Raw genomic sequence first — 23,877 nt, 5'->3', positions numbered from 1 at the left:
GTGGTGGCGCGCTGCCGGTCCTCGGGGTGGCGCTCGACGGACTGCTCGACGGACTGCTCGGCCTGTCGGGCGAGGACGAGCCCGGCGCCGGCGCACTCGACGCCGGCGCACTCGACGACGGCGGAGTCGAGGACGGCGGAGCCGAGGACGACCCCGGCGACCCCGCCGAGCCCGAGGGCCCCGACGACCGGGGCGGCGGCGGTGTGCCCGGGGACGACATGTGCGGCCGGGACGGCGGCGCGGGAGTGGTGGTCGGCTCGCTCGCCCCGCCGGTGGCGCCCGTGCCGTCCCCGGCCACGGTCAGCGTCACGTACCGCCCGAACGGCAGCTCGGTCCCCGCGGGCGGATCGCTCGCCGTGACCCTCGCACCGTCGGACGGCGTCCCCTGCCCGGCGTACCCGGCCGCCAGTCCGGCCTCGATCAGTTCCCGGCTCGCCCGGGCGAAGGTCCGCCCGGTGAGGTCCGGCACAGTGCGGCGCTTCCGCGCGTCGAAGGCGGTGTCCTTCTCCCCGGTGGTGCCGACCGGGCGGCTGATGCCGCGGCCGGGTTCCCGGACGTCGACCAGAGCGACCCGTTCCAGTTTCCGCGGCGTGGGCTTCACGGCCACCACGGAGTCACGCTCGTATCCCGCCCACTTCTTGTTGCCGTCCTCGAACCGTACGGAAATCCGGCCGGTGTCACCTTTGAAGGGCCGCAGTGGATTTCCGCACGAACACTTCACAGCCGGAATCCCTTGTTCATCGACGAGAATGGCGATTCCCGCCTGGAGCAAGGAGAGGTACGGGACGGCCTTTTCCTTCTTGTAGTCGTGGTTCTCGACGAGAGTGTCGTGACGGAGCAGAACGGGAGTGAGGCCATCCAGATATTCGGGTATCCCGTTCGTGCCGACGTTCAGCACGCCGGCCCACGCCTGTGCCTTTTTGTGATTCCTGGGATCGGTGAGAAATCGTTCGAGTCCGGCGACGTCACAGATGGTCGGCTGCTTGCTGCCGCCGTACAGACCGGGCGTGTCTCCTTGCTGGAGACTTCCCTGCACGGGCCTAGACCGCACGGCGGCGGCGTCCCAGCCCAGCCCGCTGCTCTCCTCGAAGAACGGCGAGAGCGAGGGCACGCCGACGGCGACGGCTTTGACCACCGTCAGTGGATTTCCCTTCTCGCAGCCGCTCAGCAGCAGTGAGAAAATCGCCAGTACGGCGATCCTGTGCATAAATGCGCGAAGTGTCATGACCGCTCCCCCCGGCGGTTCCCCCAACGCGCTTCATGCTACTGAATGCCGAGGAAAAGCGAAGCCTCTTATCGCTCGCGGGTGCTCAAAGAGGCCAAATATGCGTTGTACGCCTCGAGTTCCTTGTCGCCGTCCCGGTCGGCGGCCCGGTCCGTGCGCTTCGCCTGCCGCTGTTCGGAGCCGTACCACTGGAACAGCAGTGCGATGAGTACGAGAACGGAGGGAATCTCACTGAACGCCCACGCGATACCGCCGGCGTAGTTCTGGTCGGAGAGCGCGTCGATGCCGAGCGAGGCGGGCGGGTTCTTGAACGTCTCCACCATGGGCTCGGACGCCATCATCAGCGCGATGCCGAAGAACGCGTGGAACGGCATCCCGGCGAACAGCTCCAGCATCCGCATCAGGTACCCGGGCCGGTGGGGTCCCGGGTCCACGCCGATGATCGGCCAGAAGAAGACCACACCGACGGCGAGGAAGTGGACCATCATCGCGACGTGCCCGGTCTTCGAGCCCATGAGGAAGTCGAAAACCGGCGTGAAGTAGAGGGCGTACAGGCTCGCGATGAACAGCGGGATGGTGAACGCCGGATGCGTGATGATCCGCATGTACCGGCTGTGCAGCAGCGCGAGCAGCAGCTCACGCGGCCCCTTGTGCCCCTTGCCGGCGACCGGCAGCGCCCGCAGGGCCAGGGTGACCGGCGCGCCGAGCAGGACGAGGATCGGCGACAGCATGCTGATCACCATGTGCTGCACCATGTGCACGCTGAACATGACCATCCCGTAGTCGTTCAGCCCGGTGCACATCATCAGCCCGATGGACAGCACACCGGTCACGTAGGAGACGGTCCGTCCCACGGACCACGAGTCCCCCCGCCGCCGCAGCCGCACGACTCCCCACGCGTACAGGCCGAGCGCGAGGAGGCAGGCGACGAGGAAGAAGGGGTCGGCCGACCACTGAAGCCCTCGTCCCAGCGTGAACGGCGGCAGATCGTGGGTCATGCCGTGCCCGCTGTGGTCCATCGCGGCGGCTCCTGATTCGTGGGGGTTGTGCAAGTCTGTCCGCCACACAGACTAGAACCGCCCCCGGTCGCGGCTGCGACCGGGGGCGGATTCCTCAGTGTCCTGCGCGATGGTCTAGAGGACGCACTCGGCTTCCTCGTAGCGGTCCGCGGGGACCGTCTTCAGCGTCTCCACGGCCTCGGCCAGCGGCACCATCAGGATGTCGGTGCCCCGCAGTGCGGTCATGTGACCGAACTCCCCGCGGTGCACGGCCTCCACCGCGTGCCAGCCGAACCGCGTGGCGAGGACCCGGTCGTACGCGGTCGGCGTACCGCCCCGCTGCACATGTCCGAGGATGACCGGCCGGGCTTCCTTCCCCAGCCGCTCCTCCAGCTCGATGGAGAGCTGGCGGGCGATCCCGGCGAAGCGCTCGTGGCCGTAGATGTCCTTGCCGCCCTCGTCGAAGGCCATGGAGCCGGGAGCCGGCTTGGCGCCCTCCGCGGCCACGACGATCGCGAACCGCTTGCCCGCCTCGAACCGTTCGCCGACCCGCCGGGCCAGCTCCTCGATGTCGAAGGGGCGCTCCGGTACGACGATGGCGTGCGCGCCGGCCGCCATGCCGGAGTGCAGCGCTATCCAGCCGGTGTGCCGTCCCATGACCTCGACGACGAGGACCCGCTGGTGGGACTCGGCGGTGGTCTTCAGCCGGTCGAGGGCCTCGGTGGCGACACCGACGGCCGTGTCGAACCCGAAGGTGACGTCCGTGACCGCGATGTCGTTGTCGATCGTCTTCGGCACGCCCACGATCGGCAGACCGGCGTCCGACATCAGGCGGGCGGCCTTGAGCGTGCCCTCACCGCCGATGGGGATGATCGCGTCGAGCCCGAGCTCCTCGACATGCCCCTTGGCCCGCTCCACACCGTCCCGCAAATGCGAGGGCTGGACCCGCGAGGAGCCGAGGATCGTGCCGCCGCGGGCCAGGATGCCGCCCACGGCGTCGAGGTCGAGCTTGAGGTAGTCGCACTCCAGGAGGCCCTTCCAGCCGTCCCGGAAGCCGATGACCTCGTCGCCGTGGTCGACGACGGCACGGTGCACGACGGACCGGATGACGGCGTTCAGGCCGGGGCAGTCGCCGCCGGACGTGAGGACACCAATGCGCATAGCCGCGAGAACCTTTTCAGCGATGGGACGTGGCATGGGTCCGGACCACGCTGTCCGGCTCGAACCCCGCCACCCTAGCGGCAGGAGGGGGCGGGGCCGAAGCATGCGTCCGCCTGCTGGACGGCCCCGCTCACCTGTGCGGACACCTCGTCAGACGGGCTGGTGTCAGGCGTCTGGAACCGAGGTGAACGCCTTCTCAGGCGGGCTGCTGCGCGGCCGAGATGCGCTCGTTGCGCAGGGCCTCGTACCAGCGGTCGTCGGTCGGCGGCAGCGCGTTCACGTCGAGCGCCAGCTTCAGCAGGAGGTCGGCGATCAGCGGGTTGCGCGCGAGCACGGGCCCGTGCATGTACGTGCCGAACACCGTGTCGTTGTACGCGCCCTCCGTGCCGTCCCCGGTGCCGTTGCCCTTGCCCAGCTTGACATTGGCGAACGGGCGGGCGGTGGGGCCGAGATGGGTGACGCCCTGGTGGTTCTCGAAACCGGTCAGCGGGGGCAGGCCGAGCCGCGGGTCGATGTCGGCGAGCACGTCACCGACGCAGCGCTCGCCCTCACCGCGCACCGAGACCACGTCGAGCAGGCCGAGGCCGGGCTCGCGCTGGCCGAGGTCGTTGATGAACTCGTGGCCGAGGATCTGGTAACCGGCGCACACCGAGAAGACGATCGCGCCGTTGCCCACGGCCCGGTGCAGACCGCCGTCCCGGCGCAGCCGCTCGGCCGCCAGCCGCTGGGGCCGGTCCTCGCCGCCGCCGATCAGGTAGATGTCGCCGGAGGTCGGGATCGGCTGGTCGCTGCGCACGTCCAGGCGGGCCACGTCGAGGCCGCGCTGGCGGGCCCGGCGCTCGATGACGAGGGCGTTGCCCTGGTCGCCGTAGGTGCTGAGCAGGTCGGGGTAGATCCAGACGATCCGCAGTTGGTTGTCGCTCACAAAAGTCCCCTGAGTGTCAGTTGCCGACGCGGCGGCGCAGGTCCTGGAAGGCGGTGTAGTTCGCGATGACCTCGATACGGCCGGGCGGGCTCATCTGCACGGCCTGGTCGAGGTTGTCGCAGACCTGGAAGTTCTGGTTCGCGACCTCCAGGCGCACCGCGAGGTCCAGCTTCCGGTCGCCGATCACGCAGATCGGGTGGCCGGTCAGGCGCGTGTAGTCGACGTCCCACAGCCAGGAGGTGTCGGTGCCGTCGGCACCGCGCGCGTTGACGGAGAGGATCACCGGGGTGGGCGGCGGGTCGATCAGGCTGAACGTCTCGAGCCAGCCGGCCGGGTTCTTCGCGAGCAGCAGTCGCAGGTCACGCTGCTGGAACTGGACGATGTCGTAGCGGCCGGCCACGGCCTGCACCTGGTACATGCGTTCCAGGGCGACCTGCGGCGGCACGCCGAAGACGGCGGCGACGGCGGCCGAGGAGGCGGCGTTGGCCTTGTTGGCGCGGCCCGGCAGCTGAAGGTGGATCGGCCAGGCCGAGCCGTGCGGGTCGAGCACGTGGTCACCGGAGAGCGCCCAGCTCGGGGTGGGACGGCGGAACCCGCACTCACCGCAGAACCAGTCGTCGCCGGGCCGCTGCATCACGCCGCCGCAGGACGGGCAGGACCAGGCGTCGTCCTTCCACATCTGTCCGGCGGCGACCCAGATGACGTTGGGGGAGGAGGACGCGGCCCACACGACGAGCGGGTCGTCGGCGTTGGCGACGACGACGGCCTTCGAACCGGCCAGCCCCTCACGCCAGTTCTCGGCGAGCATGCGGGTCTCGGCGGCCCGGTCGAGCTGGTCGCGGGAGAGGTTCAGCAGGGCGATGCACTTGGGGTCGGTGTCCCGGGCCACGCCCGCGAGGTACTTCTCGTCGACCTCGATGACGCCGTACCGGGCGTCCGAGCCGCCGGCGAGCGCCGAGGTGATGCCGGCCGGCATGTTGGCGCCGAGGGCGTTGGAGACGACGGGTCCGGCGGCGCCCAGGGCCTCCGCGATCAGACGGGTCGTGGTGGTCTTGCCGTTGGTCGCCGAGACGAGGACCACGTCCAGGTTCTGGGCGAGCCGGGCGAGGAGGTCGGGGTCGAGCTTGAGGGCCACCCGGCCGCCGATGACCGAACCGCTGCCGCGTCCCGCGGCTCGGGATGCCGCCGCGACGGCCTTGCCCGCCGTCACGGCCAGCTTGGCCCGCGGCGAGAGCGGGTCCGAGTTGCCTGTCATCAGTTCTCGATCCTCCTTGCGTACGCGCCGCGACTCTGCCTCCGGCCACGTGGTGTGGACCTCAGCCTATCGAGATCCGTAGGCACTCCCGAATCGCCGTACCCTTGCGGCCATGCGAAACGGCTCCATTCCGGGCACCCGTGGCCGGGTCCGGCCCCTCACCCTGCTCGGCAGTCCCGTGCTGCACGAACCCTGCGAGGAGGTCTCGGACTTCGGTCCGGAGCTGGCGACGCTCGTGGAAGACCTGTTCGCGACGATGTACGCGCACGAGGGGGTGGGCCTCGCGGCGAACCAAGTGGGCGTCCCCCTGCGCGTGTTCGTGTACGACTGCCCGGACGACGAGGAGGTCCGCCACCTGGGGCATGTGGTCAACCCACGGCTGGTGGAGACGGACGGTGTGGTGCTCAGGGGCCCCGAGGGCTGCCTGTCCCTGCCGGGACTGGAGGCGGGAACCGAGCGTTTCGACCACGCGCTGGTGGAGGGTTTCACGGCGACCGGCGAGCCCGTCACCGTGCATGGAACAGGGTTTTTCGCTCGCTGCCTCCAGCATGAGTGCGACCACTTGGAAGGCAAGGTGTACGCGGATCACCTGACGGGCCGCCGCAAGCGCAAACTCATGCGCCAAGTGGCCCGGACTTCTTGGCGCAGGGCAACTGATCCCACTTAGGGGCGCGGGGAACTGCGCGCCCAGCCCCCACCGGGCCGCACTCGAACCACGACCGTCAGAACCCCGGACCCCCCACCTTGTCCCCCGCTGCGGCGAGCCGCCCCCACAACAGGTCCGCCATGCTCCGCACCAACTCGGCCCGGGCGCAGGGCCGTTCGCCCAGCCACCAGTCACCCGCCGCGTACATCATCCCGACGATCCCGTGCCCCCACACCCGGGCCAGCAGCTGGCTGCCGGGCCCGAGGTCCAGCCGGTCCTCGATGACCTGCCCCAACTCTTCACCCATCCTGCGCAGCAGCGGCGCGGAATGCTGGCCGACGTCGAACCCCTGGTCCCCGGTCTGGCCGCCCTCGGCGGGGTGCATCAGGAACCGGTACACCTGGGGCCGGGCCTCGATCGCCGCCAGGTAGGTGTCCAGGGTGGCCTCGACCCGCTCACGCCGGTCCGCGGGGGCGTCCAGCGCGGCCCGCAGCGAGTCCAGGAGGGCGTCGGTGTGCCGCTTGGCCAGTGCGGCGTAGAGTCCCCCCTTGTCGCCGAAGTGCCGATAGAGGATCGGCTTGGTGATGCCGGCCTCCGCGGCGATGGCGTTCATGGAGGCCTGTGGGCCGTCGCGCAGCACCACCCTGTCCGCGGCCTCCAGCAGCTCGCGCCGGCGGCGGTCGGCGGACCGCTGCTGGTCGGTCCGCTGTGTGGTGTCCATGAGCTCTCCCCACCCGTGCTGAATCGGTAACGCCTGCGCAAACTAACACCCGACGGGTGACGGGCATCGAACAGGCTGCTGACCGGTCATGGGGAGTTGACTTTTCCTACCCGTGGGTAACAGACTCTGGTTACCGCAAGTAACATGCACGTGCGTCGCCGCTGGAGGGGACATGGCCGAGTTCACCATGGAGCTCAACGACGAACAGAAGGAGGTCCGGGACTGGCTGCACGGCTTCGCCGCCGACGTCATCCGCCCCGCGGCCGCCGAATGGGACGAGCGTGAGGAGACTCCCTGGCCGGTCATCCAGGAGGCCGCCAAGGTCGGCATCTACTCCCTCGACTTCTACGCCCAGCAGTACTTCGACCCCACCGGGCTCGGCATCCCGATGGCGATGGAGGAACTGTTCTGGGGCGACGCCGGCATCGCCCTGTCGATCGTGGGCACCGGCCTGGCCGCCGTCGGCGTCCTCGCCAACGGCACCGAGGAGCAGATCGGCACCTGGATCCCGCAGATGTACGGCGACGCCAACGATGTCAAGGTCGCCGCGTTCTGCTCGTCCGAGCCGGACGCCGGTTCCGACGTGGCCTCCATGCGCACGCGTGCCGTGTACGACGAGGCCAAGGACGAGTGGGTCCTCAACGGCACCAAGACCTGGGCGACCAACGGCGGCATCGCCAACGTCCACGTCGTCGTCGCGGTCGTCGACCCGGAGCTCGGCTCCAAGGGCCACGCCTCCTTCATCGTGCCGCCGAACACGCCGGGACTGTCCCAGGGCCAGAAGTTCAAGAAGCACGGCATCCGCGCCTCGCACACCGCCGAGGTCGTCCTGGAGAACGTCCGGGTGCCCGGCTCCTGCCTCCTCGGCGGCAAGGAGAAGCTCGACCACCGCCTCGCCCGGGCCCGCGAGCGTGCCAAGGCCGGTGGCGAGCGGGTCAAGAACGCGGCGATGGCCACGTTCGAGGCCTCGCGGCCCGCCGTCGGCGCCATGGCCGTGGGCACCGCCCGGGCCGCCTACGAGGTCGCCCTCGACTACGCCAAGACGCGTGAGCAGTTCGGCCGGCCCATCATCGACAACCAGGGTGTGGCGTTCCAGCTCGCGGACATGCGCACCTCCATCGACGCGGCCCGTCTCCTGGTCTGGCGCGCCTCCTGGATGGCGATCAACGGCAAGCAGTTCACCGCCGCCGAGGGCTCGATGTCGAAGCTCTTCGCGAGCGAGACGGCGAAGAAGGTCACCGCGCAGGCCGTCCAGATCCTGGGCGGGAACGGCTACACCCGGGAGTACCCGGTGGAGCGCATGCACCGCGACGCGGCCATCTACACGATCTTCGAAGGCACGAGCGAGATCCAGCGGCTGGTGATCGCGCGGACCCTGTCGGGGATGCCGATCCGGTAGCGGCAGTGGCTCCGGAGGGAGCGGAAGCCCTCCGGAGCCTTCACCACGCCACCGGGAGCGCCTCGGGGCCGCGGACCGCCCTGCCCTTGCGGAAAGGGACCTTGTCCGGTGGGACCGCCAGCCGCAGGCCCGGCACCCGCTCCAGCAGCGCCTCGACCAGCAGTTCGCACTGCGACCGGGCCAGCAGCCCGGCGGGGCAGGAGTGCGGGCCGGCACCGAACGTCACGTGCGGGACGGGGTCGCGGGAGAAGTCGATCGTCTCCGGGTACGGGAAGACGTCGGGGTCCCGGTTCGCGGACAGGTACGACACGTAGATCGCGTCGCCCGCCCGGATCCGTACGCCGCCGACGCCCACGTCCTCCAGGGCGATCCGCGACAGGCCGACCGTGTTGCGGTGCGGGATGTAGCGCAGCAGCTCGTCGACGGCCCGCGGGCGGATCTCCGGCTCGGCGCGCAGCCGTTCGGCCAGGTCGGGGCGGGTGAGCAGCAGGTAGAACATCTGGCCGCTGTTGTGCGTCACCGCCGCTGCGCCGATCTGGAGCTGCACCGCCAGCCCCACGGCCTCCTCCAGCGTCACCTCGCCGCGGCCCACGGCGGCTCCCAGCAGAGAGGCCACGTCCTCGCCGGGGCCGCCCTCCCTGAGGCCGATGAGGTCGGCGAAGTAGGCGCCCATCTCGTCCCAGGCCCGCTCGCCGACCCGCGCCCCGTGCGACAGGGACACGATCAGCTCGGTCCAGGTGTGCATGCCGTGCCGGTCGGCGGCCGGGACGCCCATCAGCTCGCAGACCACGGCACTGGGGAAGGGGCTGAGCACCGCCGCGGTGAGGTCGGCGGGCGGGCCGTCCTGGAGCAGCTCGTCGATCAGCTCGTCGAGCATCGGGCGGGACCTCTCCCGCACCCGTTCCACACCCGGCGCGGTGAACGCGGGGGCCACCGCGCGGCGCAGCCGGGTGTGGTCGGGAGGGTCGAGGAAGGCGACCGCGCCGACCGCCCGGGAGGTGTGCGGCACGAAGTGCGGGGTGAACCGGGTGACCGGCTGCTCCAGCACCGCCTCGCGGCTGAAGCGCGGGTCGTCGGCGACCGCCCGTACGTCCTCGTACCGGGTGACCAGCCACGCCCAGCCCTCGCCGTGGGGGAGCCGGATCCTTGTCAGCGGCCCCTCGCGCATCAGCTCGGTCAGCACCGGGTCGAAGTCGACGCCCTTCATGTCGAGGGCCGGCCAGTGCCGGACCGGGGGCAGGATCTCGGTGATCGTCTCTTCGCTCATCCCGCACCGTCTCGTCCCGGAGCCTGGAAGTGGTCCCGTCCACGATCACCTGCGGGACGGACGACGTCACGCCGGGTTGCACCGAACGCGGGACACCGCGACCGGTCGCCCACGGCCCGCGGACGGCGTGCGGCGACCGCTACGGCGCCCCACCGCTGCTGTGCGCGATGCACGCGACGTCGATCCGATCGGCCAGCTTGGCGAGCTCGATCGTCAGCGCGGCGACCGTGTCCTCGTCCAGCCCGTCGGCCCCGGCCTCGACCAGGTGCAGCCACCGCCCGCCGAGACTGCGGAGCAGCTTGCTCACATCGGCCGCGGCCACCTGGAGGGTCCCGCGGTTATCGACGATCAGAGGCAGAGTCACTTCGCGGTTCACACCCGGGATGTTAGCCGCGCAACTGTCACGCTCCGTGCCAAACCGTCGTGATGTTGCAGAACTCCCTGATTCCGTGCCCGGACAGCTCACGCCCGTACCCGGAGCGCTTCACCCCGCCGAACGGGAACGCCGGATGCGAGGCGGTCATCCCGTTGACGAACACCCCGCCCGCCTCCAGGTCCCGTACGAACCGGTCGACCTCGGCCTCGTCCCGGGTCCACACGTTGGAACTCAGCCCGAACGGCGAGTCGTTGGCGATCAGCACCGCCTCGTCGAGGTCGGCCGCCCGGTACAGCGTGGCCACCGGGCCGAAGGTCTCCTCGCGGTGGATGCGCATCTCGCGGGACACGTCGGCGACGACGGTCGGCGGGTAGTACCAGCCCGGCCCCTCGGGCCGTTCCCCACCGCACAGCACGTTCGCCCCGCTGCGCCGGGCGTCGTCGACCAGCTCCTCCAGGTCGGTCCGTCCCTGTTCGCTGGCGAGCGGTCCGACCTCGGTGTCCTCCTCCAGCGGGTCGCCGACCCTGAGGGCCTTCATGCCCTCGACGAACCGCTCGGCGAACCGGTCGTAGACGTCCGTGTGCACGATGAACCGCTTGGCGGCGATGCAGGACTGCCCGTTGTTCTGCACGCGGGCGGTCACCGCGATCTCGGCGGCCCGGTCGACGTCCGCGGACGGCATCACGATGTACGGGTCGCTGCCGCCGAGCTCCAGCACGGTCTTCTTCACCATGTCCCCGGCGGTGGCCGCGACCGCCCGCCCCGCGGGCTCGCTCCCGGTGAGGGTCGCCGCCTTGACGCGTTCGTCGCGCAGGATCTCGTCGATCGCGCCGGACCCGACGAGCAGGGTCTGGAAGCAGCCCTCGGTGTAGCCCGCCTGGTGGAAGAGGTCCTCCAGGAACAGCGCGGTCTGCGGCACGTTCGAGGCGTGCTTGAGCAGGCCGACGTTGCCCGCCATCAGCGCGGGCGCGGCGAAGCGGACCACCTGCCACAGCGGGAAGTTCCACGGCATCACCGCGAGCACCGGACCGAGCGGGCGGTAGCGGACCAGGGCGCGGGAGGCGCCGGAGTCCTTGACGTCGTGCTCGGCGGGCTCCTCGTCGGCCAGCAGGGCCTCGGCGTTCTCGGCGTACCAGCGCATCGCCTTGGCGCACTTGGCGGCCTCCGCGCGGGCCTGCTTGACCGGCTTGCCCATCTCGGTGGTCATGACCCGGGCGATGTCCTGCTGGGCGTCGTCCAGGAGCTCGGCGGCCCGGTTCAGCAGACGGGCGCGCTCCTCGAAGGACGTCGTGCGGTAGGTGCGGAACGTCGCCTCGGCGAGCTGGAGCCTGCGTTCGATCTCCTCCTCGCCCATGGCCTCGTACGTCTTGAGCGTCTCGCCGTTCGCCGGGTTCACCGTCGCGATGGGCATGACCGACCTCCTGAAGGGCTGATGTGCTTCGACCTTCCCGCGCGGCGCGGGCGACCGCAACGCGTGGGCGTCAGGGCGAGTGCTCAGCCAGCCGGTCGAGAAACGCGGCCTGCGCCTTGACGATCACGGTCCGGGCCCGGTCGAGGCCGAACCACTCGACGCGGTCCAGTTCCGGGAACTCCTGGGTCCTGCCGGACTTCGGCGGCCACTCCATGCCGAACACCCCCGGGACCACGGCCGCCGGATCGAGGTCCGCCTCGACCGCCCACGCCGTGACCACCTTGCCGTTCGTCTGCCGGACCTCGCCCAGCGGTACGGCCTCCCCGTCGGGCGGCTCCAGACCGAGCTCCTCCTGGAACTCCCGGCGGGCCGCGTCCCACGCCGACTCCGAGTCCGGCTCGTACTCGCCCTTGGGAACCGTCCACGCTCCGGCGTCCCGCCGCGCGAAGAACGGACCGCCCATATGGCCCAGCAACACCTCCAGGCCGTTTCCGGTATGCCGGAACAACAGCAGGCCCGCGCTCGTCCTCACGGCCTCACCTCGGGGTGCGCGGCCAGCAGCGACTCGACCGTGTCGGCGTCCTCGGGGCGCTTGTCCTCGCGGTAGCGGACCACGCGGGCGAAGCGGAGGGTGACGCCGGCCGGGTAGCGGGTCGACCGCTGGAGACCGTCGTAGGCGATCTCGACGACGAGTTCGGGCCGTACGGTCACCACGTGACCGCTGCTGTCGAGGGCCAGTTCCTGGAGCCGCTCGGTCTGCCAGGCGAGCATCGCGTCGGTCATGCCCTTGAAGGTCTTGCCGAGCATGGCGTAGCCGCCGTCGGCCGTGCGGGCGCCGAGGTGCAGGTTGGAGAGCCTGCCGGTGCGGCGGCCGTGGCCCCACTCGGCGGCCAGCACCACCAGGTCGAGGGTGTGCACGGGCTTGACCTTCAGCCAGGAAGCGCCGCGCCGGCCCGCGCTGTAGGGGGCGTCTAGGGACTTCACGACCACGCCCTCATGACCGCGCTTCAGGGTCTCGGCGAGGAACTCCTCGGCCTGGTGGACGTCCTCGGGGCCCGACACCAGGGCGCGCCGGACCCGCATCGGCTCGGGCACCAGCCGGGCCAGCTCCGCGTGCCGTTCGGCGAAGGGCAGGTCGAGGAGGTCGCGGTCGTCGACGGACAGGGCGTCGAAGAAGACGGGGGAGACGGGGACCGCCTCGGCGGCCGTCGTCACGTCCACCCGGGAGCCGACCCGGCCGGCGGTCTCCTGGAAGGAACGCGGGCGCCCGTCCTCGTCGAAGGCGATCACCTCACCGTCCAGGATGAACCGCTCGCCCCGCAACTCCAGCGCGGTGGCCGTCAGTTCGGGCAGCCGGTCGGTGATGTCGTCGAGGGTGCGGGTGTACAGCCGTACGACGTCGCCGTCCCGGTGGATCTGGACGCGGATGCCGTCCAGCTTCTCCTCGACCGCGCAGGTGCCGAGCTTCTCGACCGCCTCGGCCACCGAGGAGGCGCTGTGCGCCAGCATCGGCAGGACCGGGCGGCCGACGGTGAGCCGGAAGCGCTCCAGGGCGGGCGGACTGTCGGTGAGCAGGGCCTCGGCCACCGTCTGGAGGGAGCCCGCGAGCATCACCGCACGGCGTACGTCGGCCGGGGGCGCCCCCGTCGCCTGGGCCAGCCCCTCGACCGCCACCGCGTCCAGCGCGCCCTGCCGCACCTCGCCGGTGAGGAGGCCGAGCAGGAACCGCTGCTCGGCCTCGGTGGCGGCTCCCATCAGCTCGCCGACCAGCCGGGCGCGTTCGGCCTGCGACCCCGCTCCCGCGACCTTGCCCAGCTCGCTCAGCAGGGCGTCCACCGCACGGACGGTCAGCGTCGGTTCGGCGGCCGGGGCGACCGGGCGGCCCAGCACCTTCCAGCCGACGCCGATCCGTCCCTGCGGGAGCCGTCCCGCCAGGTACGGGATGACGATCGGGACGTCGTCCGCCTCGGCGTCCCGGAACAGCTCGGCGAGGAGCGCGATCTTCTTCGAGCGCGCCGAGGTCGCGGCGACGTCCTGGGACACCTGGGCCAGCCGGGCAAGCAACATGCCTCCAGGGTGTACCGGAGACGGCCGGTCTACACCCCGGCGGCCGCGTCGAGGTCGCTCATCAGCAGCTCGCCGTTGATCGTGGCGGCGGCCCGGTACCCGGCGCTCGCCGCGTTGATCACCTGCTCGCCGAAGCCGGCCACGTTGCCCACGGCGTACACCCCGGGCACGGTCGTCCGCCAGGTCGCGTCGACCACGGGGTAGCTGCCGAAGGGCGTCTCCTGGAACTCGGCCCCCAGCCGCTCCAGCAGGCCGTTCTGCGGGACGGCCCGCGGGGCGGTGAAGACGACCTCACGCGCGTGCGTGTTGCCGTCCCGCAGTCGTACGGCGGTCAGCCGGTCGTCCGTCACCACGAGTCCGGCGACCTCGCCCGGCACCACCCGGACACCGGCCGCGGCCAGCCTGCGCAGGTCGTCGTCCGAGAGCTCGGCCTCGGCGACCGTGTGCAGGAACAGGGTCACGTCCTTCGACCACTGGGAGACCATCAGCGCCTGGTGCACGCTCAGCGGGGTGGTGGCGAGCACGCCGAAGGCCTGGTCGCGGACCTCCCAGCCGTGGCAGTACGGGCAGTGCAGGACGTCCCTGCCGAAGCGCTCGGCGACCCCGGGCACGTCCGGGAGCTCGTCCCGCAGACCGGTCGCGACGACCAGGCGGCGGGCCCGGACCACGCGACCGCCCGCCAGGGTCACGGAGAAGCCCGGCGCGACCTCGGTCACCCGGTCCCGGACCAGTTCGACGCCGTACCCCTCGACCTCCTCGCGGCCGATCGCCAGGAACTCGGCGGGCGGCATGCCGTCCCGGGTGAGGAAGCCCTGCATGTGCGCGGAGGGCGTGTTGCGCGGTTCGCCCGCGTCGACGACCAGGGTGCGACGCCGCGCCCGGCCCAGGACCAGGGCGGCCGACAGACCCGCCGCGCCGCCACCGACCACGATCACTTCGTATGTCTCGCCGTATGTCTCGGTCATGCCGACACGGTCGCGCCACGGACGCGGGATTGACAAACAACTTTGCTGATTCTGCAATACGGGTATGAGTACCGACGACGTTCTCGCCGAGGTGGGGCCCCGGCTCAGGCGGCTGCGCAAGGACCGGGAGGTGACCCTCGCGGCCCTCTCGGAGACCACCGGCATCTCCGTGAGCACCCTGTCCCGGCTGGAGTCCGGCCTGCGCAAGCCCAGCCTGGAACTGCTGCTGCCGATCGCCCAGGCCCATCAGGTGCCGCTGGACGAACTGGTCGGCGCCCCGCCGGTCGGCGACCCCCGGGTGCGGTCGGCGCCCCTCGAACGGCACGGGCGCACCTTCTGGCCGCTCACCCGGCAGCCCGGCGGACTCCAGGCCTTCAAGGTGCTGGTACCGCGCCGCGAGGAGGAGCCGGAGCTGCGCACCCACGAGGGCTACGAGTGGCTGTACGTGCTGGCGGGACGGCTGCGGGTGGTGCTCGGGGACCACGACGTGGTGATGTCGGCGGGGGAGGCGGCGGAGTTCGACACCCGGGTGCCGCACTGGTTCGGCTCGACCGGGGAGGGCCCGGCGGAGTTCCTCAGCCTCTTCGGGCCGCAGGGGGAGCGGATGCACGTACGGGCCCGTCCCCGCAAGGCCTGAGAGGCCCAGGGGTCCCGGACACGGGAGCGGGGCCCCTGGTACGTTACGGAGCTTCCGCCGCCCGACGACAAGAGACCGAGCCCCGTGACGACCGTCGCTTACCAAGGTGAACCCGGATCCAACTCGGCGACCGCCGCGCACGCCCTGTACCCGGGGTGCGCCGAGCAGCCCTGCACCGGCTTCGAGCAGGCGCTGGACGCGGTCACGCTCGGCACGGCCGACGTCGCCGTGATCCCGGTGGACAACTCCGCTGCGGGTCGGGTGGCGGACGTGCACCACCTGCTGCCCGAGTCGGGGCTGTTCATCATCGCCGAGTACTTCCTCGCCATCCGCTTCGACCTGATGGGCGTGCCGGGTGCGACGGCGGACCAGGTGGAGTGCGTACGCAGCCATGTGCACGCCCTCGGGCAGTGCCGCAAGGTGCTGCGGGAGGGCGGCTGGCGCACCCTCGTCACCGACGACACCGCCGGAGCGGCGCGCGAGGTGGCCGAACTGGCCGACCCGCGGCACGCGGCGCTCGCCCCGCCCGCAGCGGCCGGGCTGTACGGCCTCGACGTGCTGCGTGCCGGGGTCGAGGACGACCCCGACAACACCACCCGGTTCGTGGTCCTGTCCCGGGAGGCCGTCGTGGGCCCCGACACCGGGGAGCCGACGATGACGAGCCTGTTCTTCTCCGTGCGCAACATCCCGAGCGCCCTCTTCAAGGCGCTGGGCGGGTTCGCCACCAGCGGGGTGAACCTCACGAAGATCGAGAGCTACCAGGTCGGCGCGGGACTCGACGCCAGCCGCTTCTACGTCGAGGTCGAGGGCCACCCCGACGAGCGGCACGTCGCCCTCGCCCTGAACGAACTGCGGTTCTTCTCCACCGAGGTGCGGATCCTCGGCGTGTACCCGGCCCATCCGCACCGGCTCGCCCGCTGAACGCGCTCACGGGGCCGGCCCGAGGCCGTTCGGCGGGCTCAGTCCCGGTGCTCGGCCTGGAACATCCAGCTCTGCTTCTCCAGGTCGGCGGCGAGGCCGATCAGCAGGTCCTCGGTGACGGGGTCCGCCGGGCCGGTCCGCTCGATGCGTTCCCGTACCCGTTCGACGACCGCGGAGAAGGTCCGCACCAGCGCGCCGACCGCGTCCACGTCCTTCGTCCAACCGGGTGAGAACTCCGGCACCCCGCTGGTGGCGGCGACGGTGGCGGCCCGGCCGTCGGGGCTGACGCCCAGCGCCGCGGCGCGTTCGGCCACCGTGTCGGCGTACGCGCGGGCGGTGGTGACCACCTCGTCGAGCTGGAGGTGGACGGAACGGAAGCGCGGTCCGTACAGGTTCCAGTGCGTCTGCTTGGCGACGAGGGAGAGGTCGAGCAGATCCACCAGGGTCGCCTGGAGGGCACTCCCCGCGATGTCGCGTTCCTTCTCCGGCAGCGGGCTGTTGATGACCGTCATGTGCGCGGGTCCTTTCCGGGGATCGCCGGGGCCGCCCGGTGGGGACCGGCGCCCGGTTCGTCCCTGTCACCCTGTTCAGCCTCCCCGGGTCCTGCAACCGCTGGGCGGCCCCCGGTGTGCGTGCCGACACTTCCCCGCGGACTGTTCCCTGATCGGCAAGCGACCGCTTAGTATGCGGGGGACCCCGGTCAGACCCGGCACGACGACGCAGTCCCGTGGAGGCCCCCCATGCAGGCTTGGCAAGTGCACGAGAACGGCGAGCCGAGCGAGGTGATGCGCCTCGCGGACGTGGCGCGGCCCGAACCCGGCGACGGCCAGGTCCTGCTGAAGGTGCGCGCCGCGAACATCAACTTCCCGGACGTGCTGATGTGCCGCGGCCACTACCAGGTCCGCCCTCCGCTGCCCTTCACGCCGGGCGTGGAGATCTGCGGCGAGACCGAGGACGGGCGGCGCGTGATCGCCAACCCGTCGCTGCCGTACGGCGGTTTCGCGGAGTACGCCGTCGCGGACACCGCCGCCCTGCTGCCCGCGCCGGACTCGCTGGACGACGCCGAGGCCGCCGCCCTGCACATCGGCTACCAGACGGGCTGGTTCGGTCTGCACCGGCGGGCGCACCTGGAGGCCGGGGAGACCCTGCTCGTCCACGCTGCCGCAGGAGGGGTCGGCAGCGCGGCCGTGCAGCTCGGCAAGGCCGCCGGGGCCACCGTCATCGGGGTCGTCGGCGGTGCCGACAAGGCCGCCGTCGCCCGCGAGCTGGGCTGTGACGTGGTGGTCGACCGGCGCGCCGAGGACGTCGTCGCCGCCGTGAAGGAGGCCACCGGGGGCCGGGGCGCGGACGTGATCTACGACCCCGTCGGCGGCGAGGCCTACACGCAGTCGACCAAGGTCGTCGCCTTCGAGGGGCGGATCGTGGTCGTCGGCTTCGCCAGTGGCACCATCCCGAACCCCGGCCTCAACCACGCCCTGGTGAAGAACTACGCGATCCTCGGCCTGCACTGGGGCCTGTACAACACCAAGAACCCCAAGCTGGTCCAGCACTGCCACGAGCAGCTCGTCGAACTGGCCGCCCGGGGCGCGATCAAACCCCTGATCAGCGAGCGGGTGCCGCTGGCCGGGGCCGCCGACGCCGTGCAGCGCCTCGGCGACGGGGAGACCACGGGCCGGATCGCCGTCGTACCCACGGGAGCACAGGCATGACCGACGCCGCCGAACTCAAGCGCCGCACCGCGGAGTTGCTGGCCGCCCACCCGCCCGCGACCACGGACCGGCTCGACTTCCTCAAGGCCCGTTTCGACGCGGGGCTCGCCTGGGTGCACTACCCGGAGGGCCTCGGCGGTCTCAACGCCCCCCGTTCCCTCCAGGCCGTCGTGGACGCCGAACTGGAGGCCGCGGGAGCCCCCGACAACGCCCCGCGGCGCAACGGCATCGGCCTGGGCATGGCCGCGCCGACGATCCTCAAGTACGGCACCCAGGAGCAGAAGCAGCGCTATCTGCGGCCCCTGTGGGTGGGAGAGGAGGTCTGGTGCCAGCTCTTCAGCGAGCCCGGCGCCGGGTCCGACCTCGCCGCGCTCGGTACGAGGGCCGTCCGGGAAGGCGACGGCTGGGTGGTCAACGGGCAGAAGGTGTGGACCTCGGGCGCCCACAACTCCCGCTGGGCCATCCTCATCGCCCGCACCGACCCGGACGTGCCCAAGCACGCGGGCATCACCTACTTCATCTGCGACATGACCGACCCCGGCGTCGACGTCCGCCCGCTGCGGCAGATCACCGGCGAGGCCGAGTTCAACGAGGTCTTCCTCACCGACGTCCGCATCCCCGACTCCCGGCGCCTCGGAGAGGTCGGCGACGGCTGGCGGGTCGCGCAGACCACGCTCAACAACGAGCGCGTCGCCATCGGCGGCATGCGGCTGCCCCGCGAGGGCGGCATGATCGGCCCGGTTTCCAGGACCTGGCGCGAGCGCCCCGAACTGCGCACCCACGACCTGCACCAGCGCCTGCTGAAGCTCTGGGTCGACTCCGAGGTCGCCCGTCTCACCGCCGAACGCCTGCGCCAGCAGCTCGTCGCTGGACAGCCCGGCCCCGAGGGCGCCGGAATGAAGCTCGGCTTCGCCCGCCTCAACCAGGAGATCAGCGGCCTGGAGGTGGAACTGCGCGGCGAGGAGGGCCTGTTGTACGACGACTGGACCATGCGCCGGCCCGAACTGGTGGACTTCACCGGCCGGGACGCCGGATACCGCTACCTGCGCTCCAAGGGCAACAGCATCGAGGGCGGGACCAGCGAGGTCCTGCTGAACATCGTCGCCGAGCGCGTCCTGGGCCTCCCGGCCGAGCCGCGCACCGACAAGGACGTCGCCTGGAAGGACCTGGCCCGATGAGCGACCTGCTGTACTCCGAGGAGGAAGAGGCGCTGCGGGCCGCCGTACGCGACCTGCTCACCGACCACTGCGACGCGCCGGGTGTGATCGCCCGCACCGAGTCGGACACCCCGCACGACCTCGCGGCCTGGAAGGCCCTCGCCGACGGCATGGGCCTCGCGGGACTCCTGGTCCCGGAGGACAAGGGCGGCCAGGGCGCCTCGCACCGCGAAGCCGCCGTCGTCCTGGAGGAGTTGGGCCGCGCGGTCGCCCCCGTGCCTTACCTCACCAGCGCGGTCGTCGCCACCGAGGCCCTGCTCGCCTGCGACGCCGACGACCTGCTCGCCGAGCTCGCCTCCGGGCGGAGGATCGGCGCCCTCGCCGTCGCGCTGCACACCGCCCCCGGCGGTGCCTACACGGTCGTACGCCACGAGGACGGCGCCCTGTACGGCGAGTTGACGGCGATCGCGGACGCCGCGGCGGCCGACGTGCTGCTCGTGCCCGCGGACGACGGCGGCCTGTACGCGGTGGACGCCTCCGCCGTGACCGTCACCCCGCAGATCCCCTTTGACCTGACCCGGCCGCTCGCGGCCGTCACCCTCGACGGGGCCCGGGGCCGTCTGCTGGGCGACGCCGAGACCGCCGTGCACCGTGCCCTGCGGGCCGGGGCCGGACTGCTCGCCTCCGAGCAACTCGGCCTCGCGGACTGGACGTTGACCGAGACCGTGCGCTACCTGAAGGAGCGCAAGCAGTTCAACCGGCCGGTCGGCGGCTTCCAGGCCCTCAAGCACCGGCTCGCCCAGCTGTGGCTGGAGGTCGTCAACCTCCGTGCCGCCGCCCGCAACGCGGCCGACGCGCTCGCGACGGGTGAGGACACCGACATCGCGGTCGCCGTGGCCCAGGCCTACGCGGCCTCCGTGGCCGTGCACGCCGCCGAGGAGGCGCTCCAGTTGCACGCCGGGATCGGCATGACGTGGGAGCACCCGGTCCATCTGTACCTCAAGCGGGCCAAGGCCGACTCGATCGCCTACGGCACGGCCGGCGCGCACCGCGCCCGACTGGCCGAACTCGTCGACCTCCAGGCACCTTGAGCCGCACCCGGTGAACGCCGGTGAAGCCCGCCCCACCAGGGGCGGGCTTTTCCATGCGCCCGCGCGGAAGGAGTGAACGGGCAGCGGCGGTCCGGCCAACTCCTGGCACGTACAGGTCCCTTGGGTGCCGAAGGGCCCCATACTCCCTGTGGTTCCGACCCGCCCCGCAGGGAGGCAGCACATGGCCCTCATCACCCGTCGCAGAGCCCTCACCACCCTCGGCGCCGCGGCCACCGCGACGCTCGCCCAACCCGTCGGCAGCGCATGGGCCGACAGCCGGAAGCACCGGCCCCGTCCGCTGTGGCGTGCCCACGCGCACAACGACTACGAGCACCCGCGCCCCCTCCTCGACGCCCTCGACCACCGCTTCGGCAGCGTCGAGGCCGACATCTTCCTCGTCGGCGGCCAACTCCTCGTCGGCCACACCGTGGACGACCTCGACCCGGCGCGCACCCTGGAGTCGCTCTACCTCGACCCGCTGGCCAGGATCGTCAAGGCCCACCACGGGTCCGTGTACCGGGGCCACCGCCGCCCGCTCCAGTTGCTCGTCGACATCAAGACCGAGGGCTCCTCGACCTACCTCGAACTCGACCGCCACCTGCGGCGCTACCGGCACCTGTTCACGACCTACGTGCACGGCAAGGTAGTCCCCGGTCCGGTCACCGCCGTGATCTCCGGCGACCGGGCCGCCCGCGTCCCGATGGAGGCGCAGACCGTGCGCCGGGCCTTCTACGACGGCCGACTCGCCGACCTCGGCACGGCGGCGCCCGCCTCCCTCATCCCGCTGATCAGCGACAACTGGACGCTCAACTTCACCTGGCTCGGCGAGGGCGCCTTCCCCGACGCGGAACGGCAAAAGCTGCGGAGCATCGTCCGGCAGGCCCACGCGCGGGGTCAGAAAGTGCGCTTCTGGGCCACCCCTGACCTGGCCGGACCGGCCCGGGACGCGCTGTGGACCGAACTCCTCGCCGCCGGTGTCGACTACCTGAACACCGACGACCTGGCGGGCCTGGAGGCCTTCCTGGACACCCACCGATAGGCGCCTTCACGCGAGCGTGACACCACTCGTTCGGAGGACCCTTCAGCCGCCCGGACGAACCCTCTGCTACGCCACACTTGCGGCCGAACGCCGCGAAACGGACCCGGCGGCGTGGCGGAGGAGGCTGTCCATGGCGATTTCCATCTCGGTACTGGTGCTGCTGCTGATCCTGGCGGTGATCTTCGTGCGCAGCGGCGGGCTCAAGCTCTCCCACGCGGTGGTGTGCACCCTGCTCGGCTTCTACCTCGCCAGTACGAGCCTCGCGCCCACGATCCACAGCGGCCTCACGGCGACCGCCGGGATCGTGAGCGGTCTGCGTCCCTGACCTCAGCCCGTGGCGAAGACCCCGATGCCGTTGGGGACGGGCCGTTCGGCGCCGCCCGAGGGGTGGTTGAGGGCAGTGACGGCTCCCGAGCCCGACGATCGGGCCGCCATCGTCGTGGAGCCCCCGCCGTCCAGGCTGAAGGCGTCCACCGAGCCCAACGTCCGCATGGTGTCGGCGACTTCGGCGATGGTCAGTCCGCCCCGGTAATCGGGGGAGCCGTCCAGCGCCAGGAGGTACAGCCGCCGGCCGCTGTCCGCGATGCCCACGGCCGTGCGCACGGCCGACGTGGTGTCGTCGAGACCGGGCAGCGGGCGCCCCTCGTCGAGCACCGGATAGCCGCCGAGCGCGAAGCGGTACGGGGTGCCCGCGGAGGCCGCGACCAGGCGGTGCTGCACGGTCACCGCGGAGCCGACCGAGAGCTTGCGCAGGTACTGCGCGCCGGCCTCCCGGCCCACCAGCACGGTGGTGCCGGCGGCGATCGCCCCGCGGCCGGGGGTGTCGGCGGTGGCGACGACCTTCCCGCCCCGGACCGTCACCTCGTGGGTGTCCGTGCTGCACGGGGCGGCCCGGTCGCCGTCCGTCCCGCAGGTCGCCCGCACCCGGGACGCGCTGCCCCAGTCCGAGGTGAACGCCCCGACCGAACCCACGGGCAGCGCGTACTGGTTCAGCCCGCGCAGCGGCAGTTGTCCCTCCGGTGTCCGCACCGAACCGTCGAGCGCCAGGTCGTCGAGGCGGGCCCGGCGGTCGGTGCCCACACCGAACACGTCCTTCGTGCCGGTGCCGGGCGGCAGCGCGGGTCCGAAGCGCTGGCCGCGCGGGACCGCCGCCTTGAGCGCGCGGCCCTGTGCGATCGCCGGGCCCACGCTCGCGCCGGTGGCCTCGACGCCGGGGTGCTGGGTCTCCGAGATGTTGAAGAAGTCGCCGTTCACCCCCGCGAGGGCGCCCTGCGCGCCGGCCAGCCGGGACACCGTGGCCCGCGCGGCCACCGCCCCCGGATAGAGCAGCTCCACCCGCACCCCCGGCTCGTTCAGGTTCACGCGGATGACGTGGGCGTGGGCCACCCCCGCGGCGGCGGAGATGTCGAACTGCTCGTAGTGCACGCCCGTCGCGAGCCGCGTCCATGCCGGGGCGGCGCCCGCCGGTGCCGCCCCCACCAGGGCCGCACCGGCCAGCGTGCCGAATGCCGCGACGAACGTGAGTACCGATCTTCCTGTGCCGGAACGTCTTTGACGGTGCGTCACAGCTCTCCCTGAGGTCGTGTCGACTGTCCCAGAACTCAGGGGAAGTGCACCAGACGACGATGACCCCGGGGGCTACTCGGCGCCGACCACACGCGAACGGACGAGGAAACGCACCCCCTCGGGTGCTTCCAGGGAGAATCCGCTGCCCCGGCCGGCGACGACGTCGACGGTCAGCCGGGTGTGGGCCCACACCTCGTACTGGCTCCTCGACATCCAGAAGGTCACCGGTTCCTCGACCCCCGGCACCTCCAGCTCGGCGAGCAGCACGTCCGAGCCGCCGGTGCGGAACTCGCCCTCCGGGTAGCACATCGGCGCGCTGCCGTCGCAGCAGCCGCCGGACTGATGGAACATCAGCGGCCCGTGCGCCTCCCGCAGCCGGCGCAGCAGCTCGGCGGCCGCGGGCGTGAGCTCGACGCGCGGAACCTCGTCGTACACGTCACGTGCGGAATCCTCGTCCATGGCCGCCGAGTCCAGCACGGGGAAGGTTGCGAGGGGGTTGCACGACGCGGTGCCGCACCCGCGCTTTCAGGACAGGTCGACGGGGTCCGGATTCCACTTGTACCGCACGTGTTCCGCGTCCTTGAGCAGGACTCCGGCCTGCGTCATCCGGTCCAGGATGTCCACCAGCATGTCGCCCAGCGGATATCCGTCCTGCCAGAACATCGGCTTCACCCGGTTGAAGTTCTGGTCGGGAGGAAACACACCGAGGATGATCCCGAGCCGGAACGCCGCGTCGTCGTAGTCCCGCCAGTCGGCCAGGACGTCCTTGAGTTCCATGTCGCCCTGCGCCTTCAGCTGTGGTCGGCGAACGGCGTGAAGTGCGCCGGGGTGTGATCGACCGGCAGGTCCGGGCGCCAGGCGGTGAGGCCCTGGGCGCTGCACACGAAGAGGTTCTCCGGGAGCCGGTCGAGCGGGAACCAGCGCCAGTCGCCGACGCGTTCGTCCGGCTGGTCGGACGGCTCGCCGTGCCAGGCGGTGACCTGGGCGGCCACGGTCATCCGGACCACACCGTCGACGTCGTCGAGCAGCGTGCCCAGGAGCCGTACATCGGACGGGCGGGCCTCGATCCCGGTCTCTTCGCGGAGTTCGCGCACGACCGTCTCCTTAAGGGACTCCCCGGGCTCCACCGTGCCGCCGGGCAGCTCCCAGGTGCCGCGCCGGTGCCGGCCGAGGAGCAGCCCCCGGGGGCCGTACAGGATGGCGCCGACGCCGATCGCCGCGTGCGGGACCGGGGGACGGCTGCCGCGGGGGCGGGAGGAGACCCGGATCGGCCGGGTCGCCCGGAAGACGCGGTACGAGGCGCGGGCGCCCTCCTCCGGCGCGTCGAGGACGTCGACGCCC

The 23,877-nt window shown here is 71.7% G+C and carries 26 protein-coding genes; 9 read left to right on the top strand and 17 right to left on the bottom strand.

Annotated features, from left to right (window positions below; translation table 11 throughout):
• The 5 genes from AOJ26_RS42355 to AOJ26_RS32300 all read right to left on the bottom strand — a co-directional run.
• A partial coding sequence (locus AOJ26_RS42355; RefSeq protein ID WP_078960113.1) for a PASTA domain-containing protein occupies nt 1–1,225 on the bottom strand: 1,225 nt, incomplete at its 3' end.
• A 68-nt stretch (nt 1,226–1,293) separates the two neighbouring features.
• Nucleotides 1,294–2,244 carry a cytochrome c oxidase assembly protein gene (locus tag AOJ26_RS32315; RefSeq protein ID WP_053851918.1) on the bottom strand — a complete coding sequence of 317 codons (951 nt, stop codon included), beginning with the start codon at nt 2,242–2,244 and terminating at the stop codon, nt 1,294–1,296.
• Between the two features lie 114 nt (nt 2,245–2,358).
• Nucleotides 2,359–3,384 carry a 6-phosphofructokinase gene (locus AOJ26_RS32310; protein ID WP_053851917.1) on the bottom strand — a complete coding sequence of 342 codons (1,026 nt, stop codon included), beginning with the start codon at nt 3,382–3,384 and terminating at the stop codon, nt 2,359–2,361.
• A 196-nt stretch (nt 3,385–3,580) separates the two neighbouring features.
• The gene (locus AOJ26_RS32305; RefSeq protein ID WP_053851916.1) at nt 3,581–4,309 is read right to left on the bottom strand and encodes a type 1 glutamine amidotransferase; all 729 of its coding nucleotides are present in this window, start codon (nt 4,307–4,309) and stop codon (nt 3,581–3,583) included.
• Nucleotides 4,310–4,325: 16 nt separating this feature from the next.
• On the bottom strand, nt 4,326–5,564 hold the full coding sequence (locus AOJ26_RS32300) for a MurT ligase domain-containing protein (RefSeq protein WP_053851915.1): 1,239 nt from the start codon (nt 5,562–5,564) through the stop codon (nt 4,326–4,328).
• Between the two features lie 112 nt (nt 5,565–5,676).
• On the opposite strand from AOJ26_RS32300, the gene def reads away from it, so the two are divergent.
• Entirely contained in the window at nt 5,677–6,231 is a 555-nt protein-coding gene (gene def, locus AOJ26_RS32295; protein ID WP_053851914.1) for a peptide deformylase, read from the top strand.
• 55 nt (nt 6,232–6,286) lie between these two features.
• Here the strand turns inward: def and AOJ26_RS32290 are convergent, their stop codons facing one another.
• Nucleotides 6,287–6,931, bottom strand: coding sequence for a TetR family transcriptional regulator (locus tag AOJ26_RS32290; RefSeq protein WP_053851913.1), 645 nt, complete (start codon nt 6,929–6,931; stop codon nt 6,287–6,289).
• Between the two features lie 172 nt (nt 6,932–7,103).
• Between AOJ26_RS32290 and AOJ26_RS32285 the strand changes: the two genes are divergently transcribed.
• Nucleotides 7,104–8,330, top strand: coding sequence for an acyl-CoA dehydrogenase family protein (locus AOJ26_RS32285; protein WP_053851912.1), 1,227 nt, complete (start codon nt 7,104–7,106; stop codon nt 8,328–8,330).
• A 40-nt stretch (nt 8,331–8,370) separates the two neighbouring features.
• On the opposite strand, the gene AOJ26_RS32280 is transcribed toward AOJ26_RS32285, so the two are convergent.
• The 6 genes from AOJ26_RS32280 to AOJ26_RS32255 form a co-directional block, all read right to left on the bottom strand.
• A complete protein-coding gene (locus tag AOJ26_RS32280; RefSeq protein WP_053851911.1) occupies nt 8,371–9,597 on the bottom strand; it encodes a cytochrome P450 in 1,227 nt (408 codons plus the stop codon).
• Nucleotides 9,598–9,736: 139 nt separating this feature from the next.
• Nucleotides 9,737–9,973: a DUF6213 family protein gene (locus AOJ26_RS32275; RefSeq protein WP_053851910.1), complete on the bottom strand. Its 237-nt coding sequence runs from the start codon at nt 9,971–9,973 to the stop codon at nt 9,737–9,739.
• Nucleotides 9,974–9,998: 25 nt separating this feature from the next.
• Nucleotides 9,999–11,384, bottom strand: a complete 1,386-nt coding sequence (locus AOJ26_RS32270; protein WP_053851909.1) for an NADP-dependent succinic semialdehyde dehydrogenase — start codon at nt 11,382–11,384, stop codon at nt 9,999–10,001.
• A 70-nt stretch (nt 11,385–11,454) separates the two neighbouring features.
• A complete protein-coding gene (locus AOJ26_RS32265; protein WP_053851908.1) occupies nt 11,455–11,916 on the bottom strand; it encodes an NUDIX domain-containing protein in 462 nt (153 codons plus the stop codon).
• Nucleotides 11,913–13,451, bottom strand: coding sequence for an ATP-dependent DNA ligase (locus AOJ26_RS32260; protein WP_053851907.1), 1,539 nt, complete (start codon nt 13,449–13,451; stop codon nt 11,913–11,915). The genes AOJ26_RS32265 and AOJ26_RS32260 overlap by 4 nt, the downstream gene beginning before the upstream one ends.
• A gap of 29 nt (nt 13,452–13,480) precedes the next feature.
• Nucleotides 13,481–14,416, bottom strand: a complete 936-nt coding sequence (locus AOJ26_RS32255; protein WP_053851906.1) for an NAD(P)/FAD-dependent oxidoreductase — start codon at nt 14,414–14,416, stop codon at nt 13,481–13,483.
• 64 nt (nt 14,417–14,480) lie between these two features.
• Between AOJ26_RS32255 and AOJ26_RS32250 the strand changes: the two genes are divergently transcribed.
• Both AOJ26_RS32250 and AOJ26_RS32245 read left to right on the top strand, forming a co-directional pair.
• Nucleotides 14,481–15,053: a helix-turn-helix domain-containing protein gene (locus AOJ26_RS32250; RefSeq protein WP_007380385.1), complete on the top strand. Its 573-nt coding sequence runs from the start codon at nt 14,481–14,483 to the stop codon at nt 15,051–15,053.
• An 84-nt stretch (nt 15,054–15,137) separates the two neighbouring features.
• The gene (locus AOJ26_RS32245) at nt 15,138–15,974 is read left to right on the top strand and encodes a prephenate dehydratase (RefSeq protein WP_053851905.1); all 837 of its coding nucleotides are present in this window, start codon (nt 15,138–15,140) and stop codon (nt 15,972–15,974) included.
• Between the two features lie 38 nt (nt 15,975–16,012).
• On the opposite strand, the gene AOJ26_RS32240 is transcribed toward AOJ26_RS32245, so the two are convergent.
• Nucleotides 16,013–16,486, bottom strand: a complete 474-nt coding sequence (locus AOJ26_RS32240; RefSeq protein ID WP_053851904.1) for a Dps family protein — start codon at nt 16,484–16,486, stop codon at nt 16,013–16,015.
• Between the two features lie 228 nt (nt 16,487–16,714).
• Between AOJ26_RS32240 and AOJ26_RS32235 the strand changes: the two genes are divergently transcribed.
• The 5 genes from AOJ26_RS32235 to AOJ26_RS32215 all read left to right on the top strand — a co-directional run bounded on the left by AOJ26_RS32235 (nt 16,715) and on the right by AOJ26_RS32215 (nt 21,295).
• Nucleotides 16,715–17,683, top strand: a complete 969-nt coding sequence (locus AOJ26_RS32235; RefSeq protein ID WP_053851903.1) for an NADPH:quinone oxidoreductase family protein — start codon at nt 16,715–16,717, stop codon at nt 17,681–17,683.
• Nucleotides 17,680–18,861 carry an acyl-CoA dehydrogenase family protein gene (locus AOJ26_RS32230; RefSeq protein ID WP_053851902.1) on the top strand — a complete coding sequence of 394 codons (1,182 nt, stop codon included), beginning with the start codon at nt 17,680–17,682 and terminating at the stop codon, nt 18,859–18,861. The genes AOJ26_RS32235 and AOJ26_RS32230 overlap by 4 nt, the downstream gene beginning before the upstream one ends.
• Nucleotides 18,858–19,931 carry an acyl-CoA dehydrogenase family protein gene (locus tag AOJ26_RS32225; protein ID WP_053851901.1) on the top strand — a complete coding sequence of 358 codons (1,074 nt, stop codon included), beginning with the start codon at nt 18,858–18,860 and terminating at the stop codon, nt 19,929–19,931. Before AOJ26_RS32230 ends, AOJ26_RS32225 begins: the two co-directional genes overlap by 4 nt.
• Before the next feature lie 181 nt (nt 19,932–20,112).
• Nucleotides 20,113–20,970: a phosphatidylinositol-specific phospholipase C/glycerophosphodiester phosphodiesterase family protein gene (locus tag AOJ26_RS32220; protein ID WP_053851900.1), complete on the top strand. Its 858-nt coding sequence runs from the start codon at nt 20,113–20,115 to the stop codon at nt 20,968–20,970.
• A gap of 130 nt (nt 20,971–21,100) precedes the next feature.
• Nucleotides 21,101–21,295: a hypothetical protein gene (locus AOJ26_RS32215; protein ID WP_053851899.1), complete on the top strand. Its 195-nt coding sequence runs from the start codon at nt 21,101–21,103 to the stop codon at nt 21,293–21,295.
• Between the two features lie 2 nt (nt 21,296–21,297).
• Here the strand turns inward: AOJ26_RS32215 and AOJ26_RS32210 are convergent, their stop codons facing one another.
• The 4 genes from AOJ26_RS32210 to AOJ26_RS32195 all read right to left on the bottom strand — a co-directional run.
• Nucleotides 21,298–22,536, bottom strand: a complete 1,239-nt coding sequence (locus AOJ26_RS32210; RefSeq protein WP_053851898.1) for a phosphodiester glycosidase family protein — start codon at nt 22,534–22,536, stop codon at nt 21,298–21,300.
• Between the two features lie 72 nt (nt 22,537–22,608).
• On the bottom strand, nt 22,609–22,995 hold the full coding sequence (locus AOJ26_RS32205) for a DUF779 domain-containing protein (RefSeq protein ID WP_107092858.1): 387 nt from the start codon (nt 22,993–22,995) through the stop codon (nt 22,609–22,611).
• Nucleotides 22,996–23,061: 66 nt separating this feature from the next.
• The gene (locus tag AOJ26_RS32200) at nt 23,062–23,313 is read right to left on the bottom strand and encodes a hypothetical protein (RefSeq protein ID WP_234358725.1); all 252 of its coding nucleotides are present in this window, start codon (nt 23,311–23,313) and stop codon (nt 23,062–23,064) included.
• Between the two features lie 14 nt (nt 23,314–23,327).
• Nucleotides 23,328–23,877 (bottom strand): nucleotide triphosphate diphosphatase NUDT15 (locus AOJ26_RS32195; protein ID WP_234358724.1); only part of this gene is annotated, 550 nt, incomplete at its 5' end.

This window comes from Streptomyces sp. NRRL B-24085 (assembly GCF_001282115.1).
Taxonomy (GTDB): Bacteria; Actinomycetota; Actinomycetes; order Streptomycetales; family Streptomycetaceae; genus Streptomyces.
This window is presented reverse-complemented; position numbering and strand designations above follow the sequence as displayed.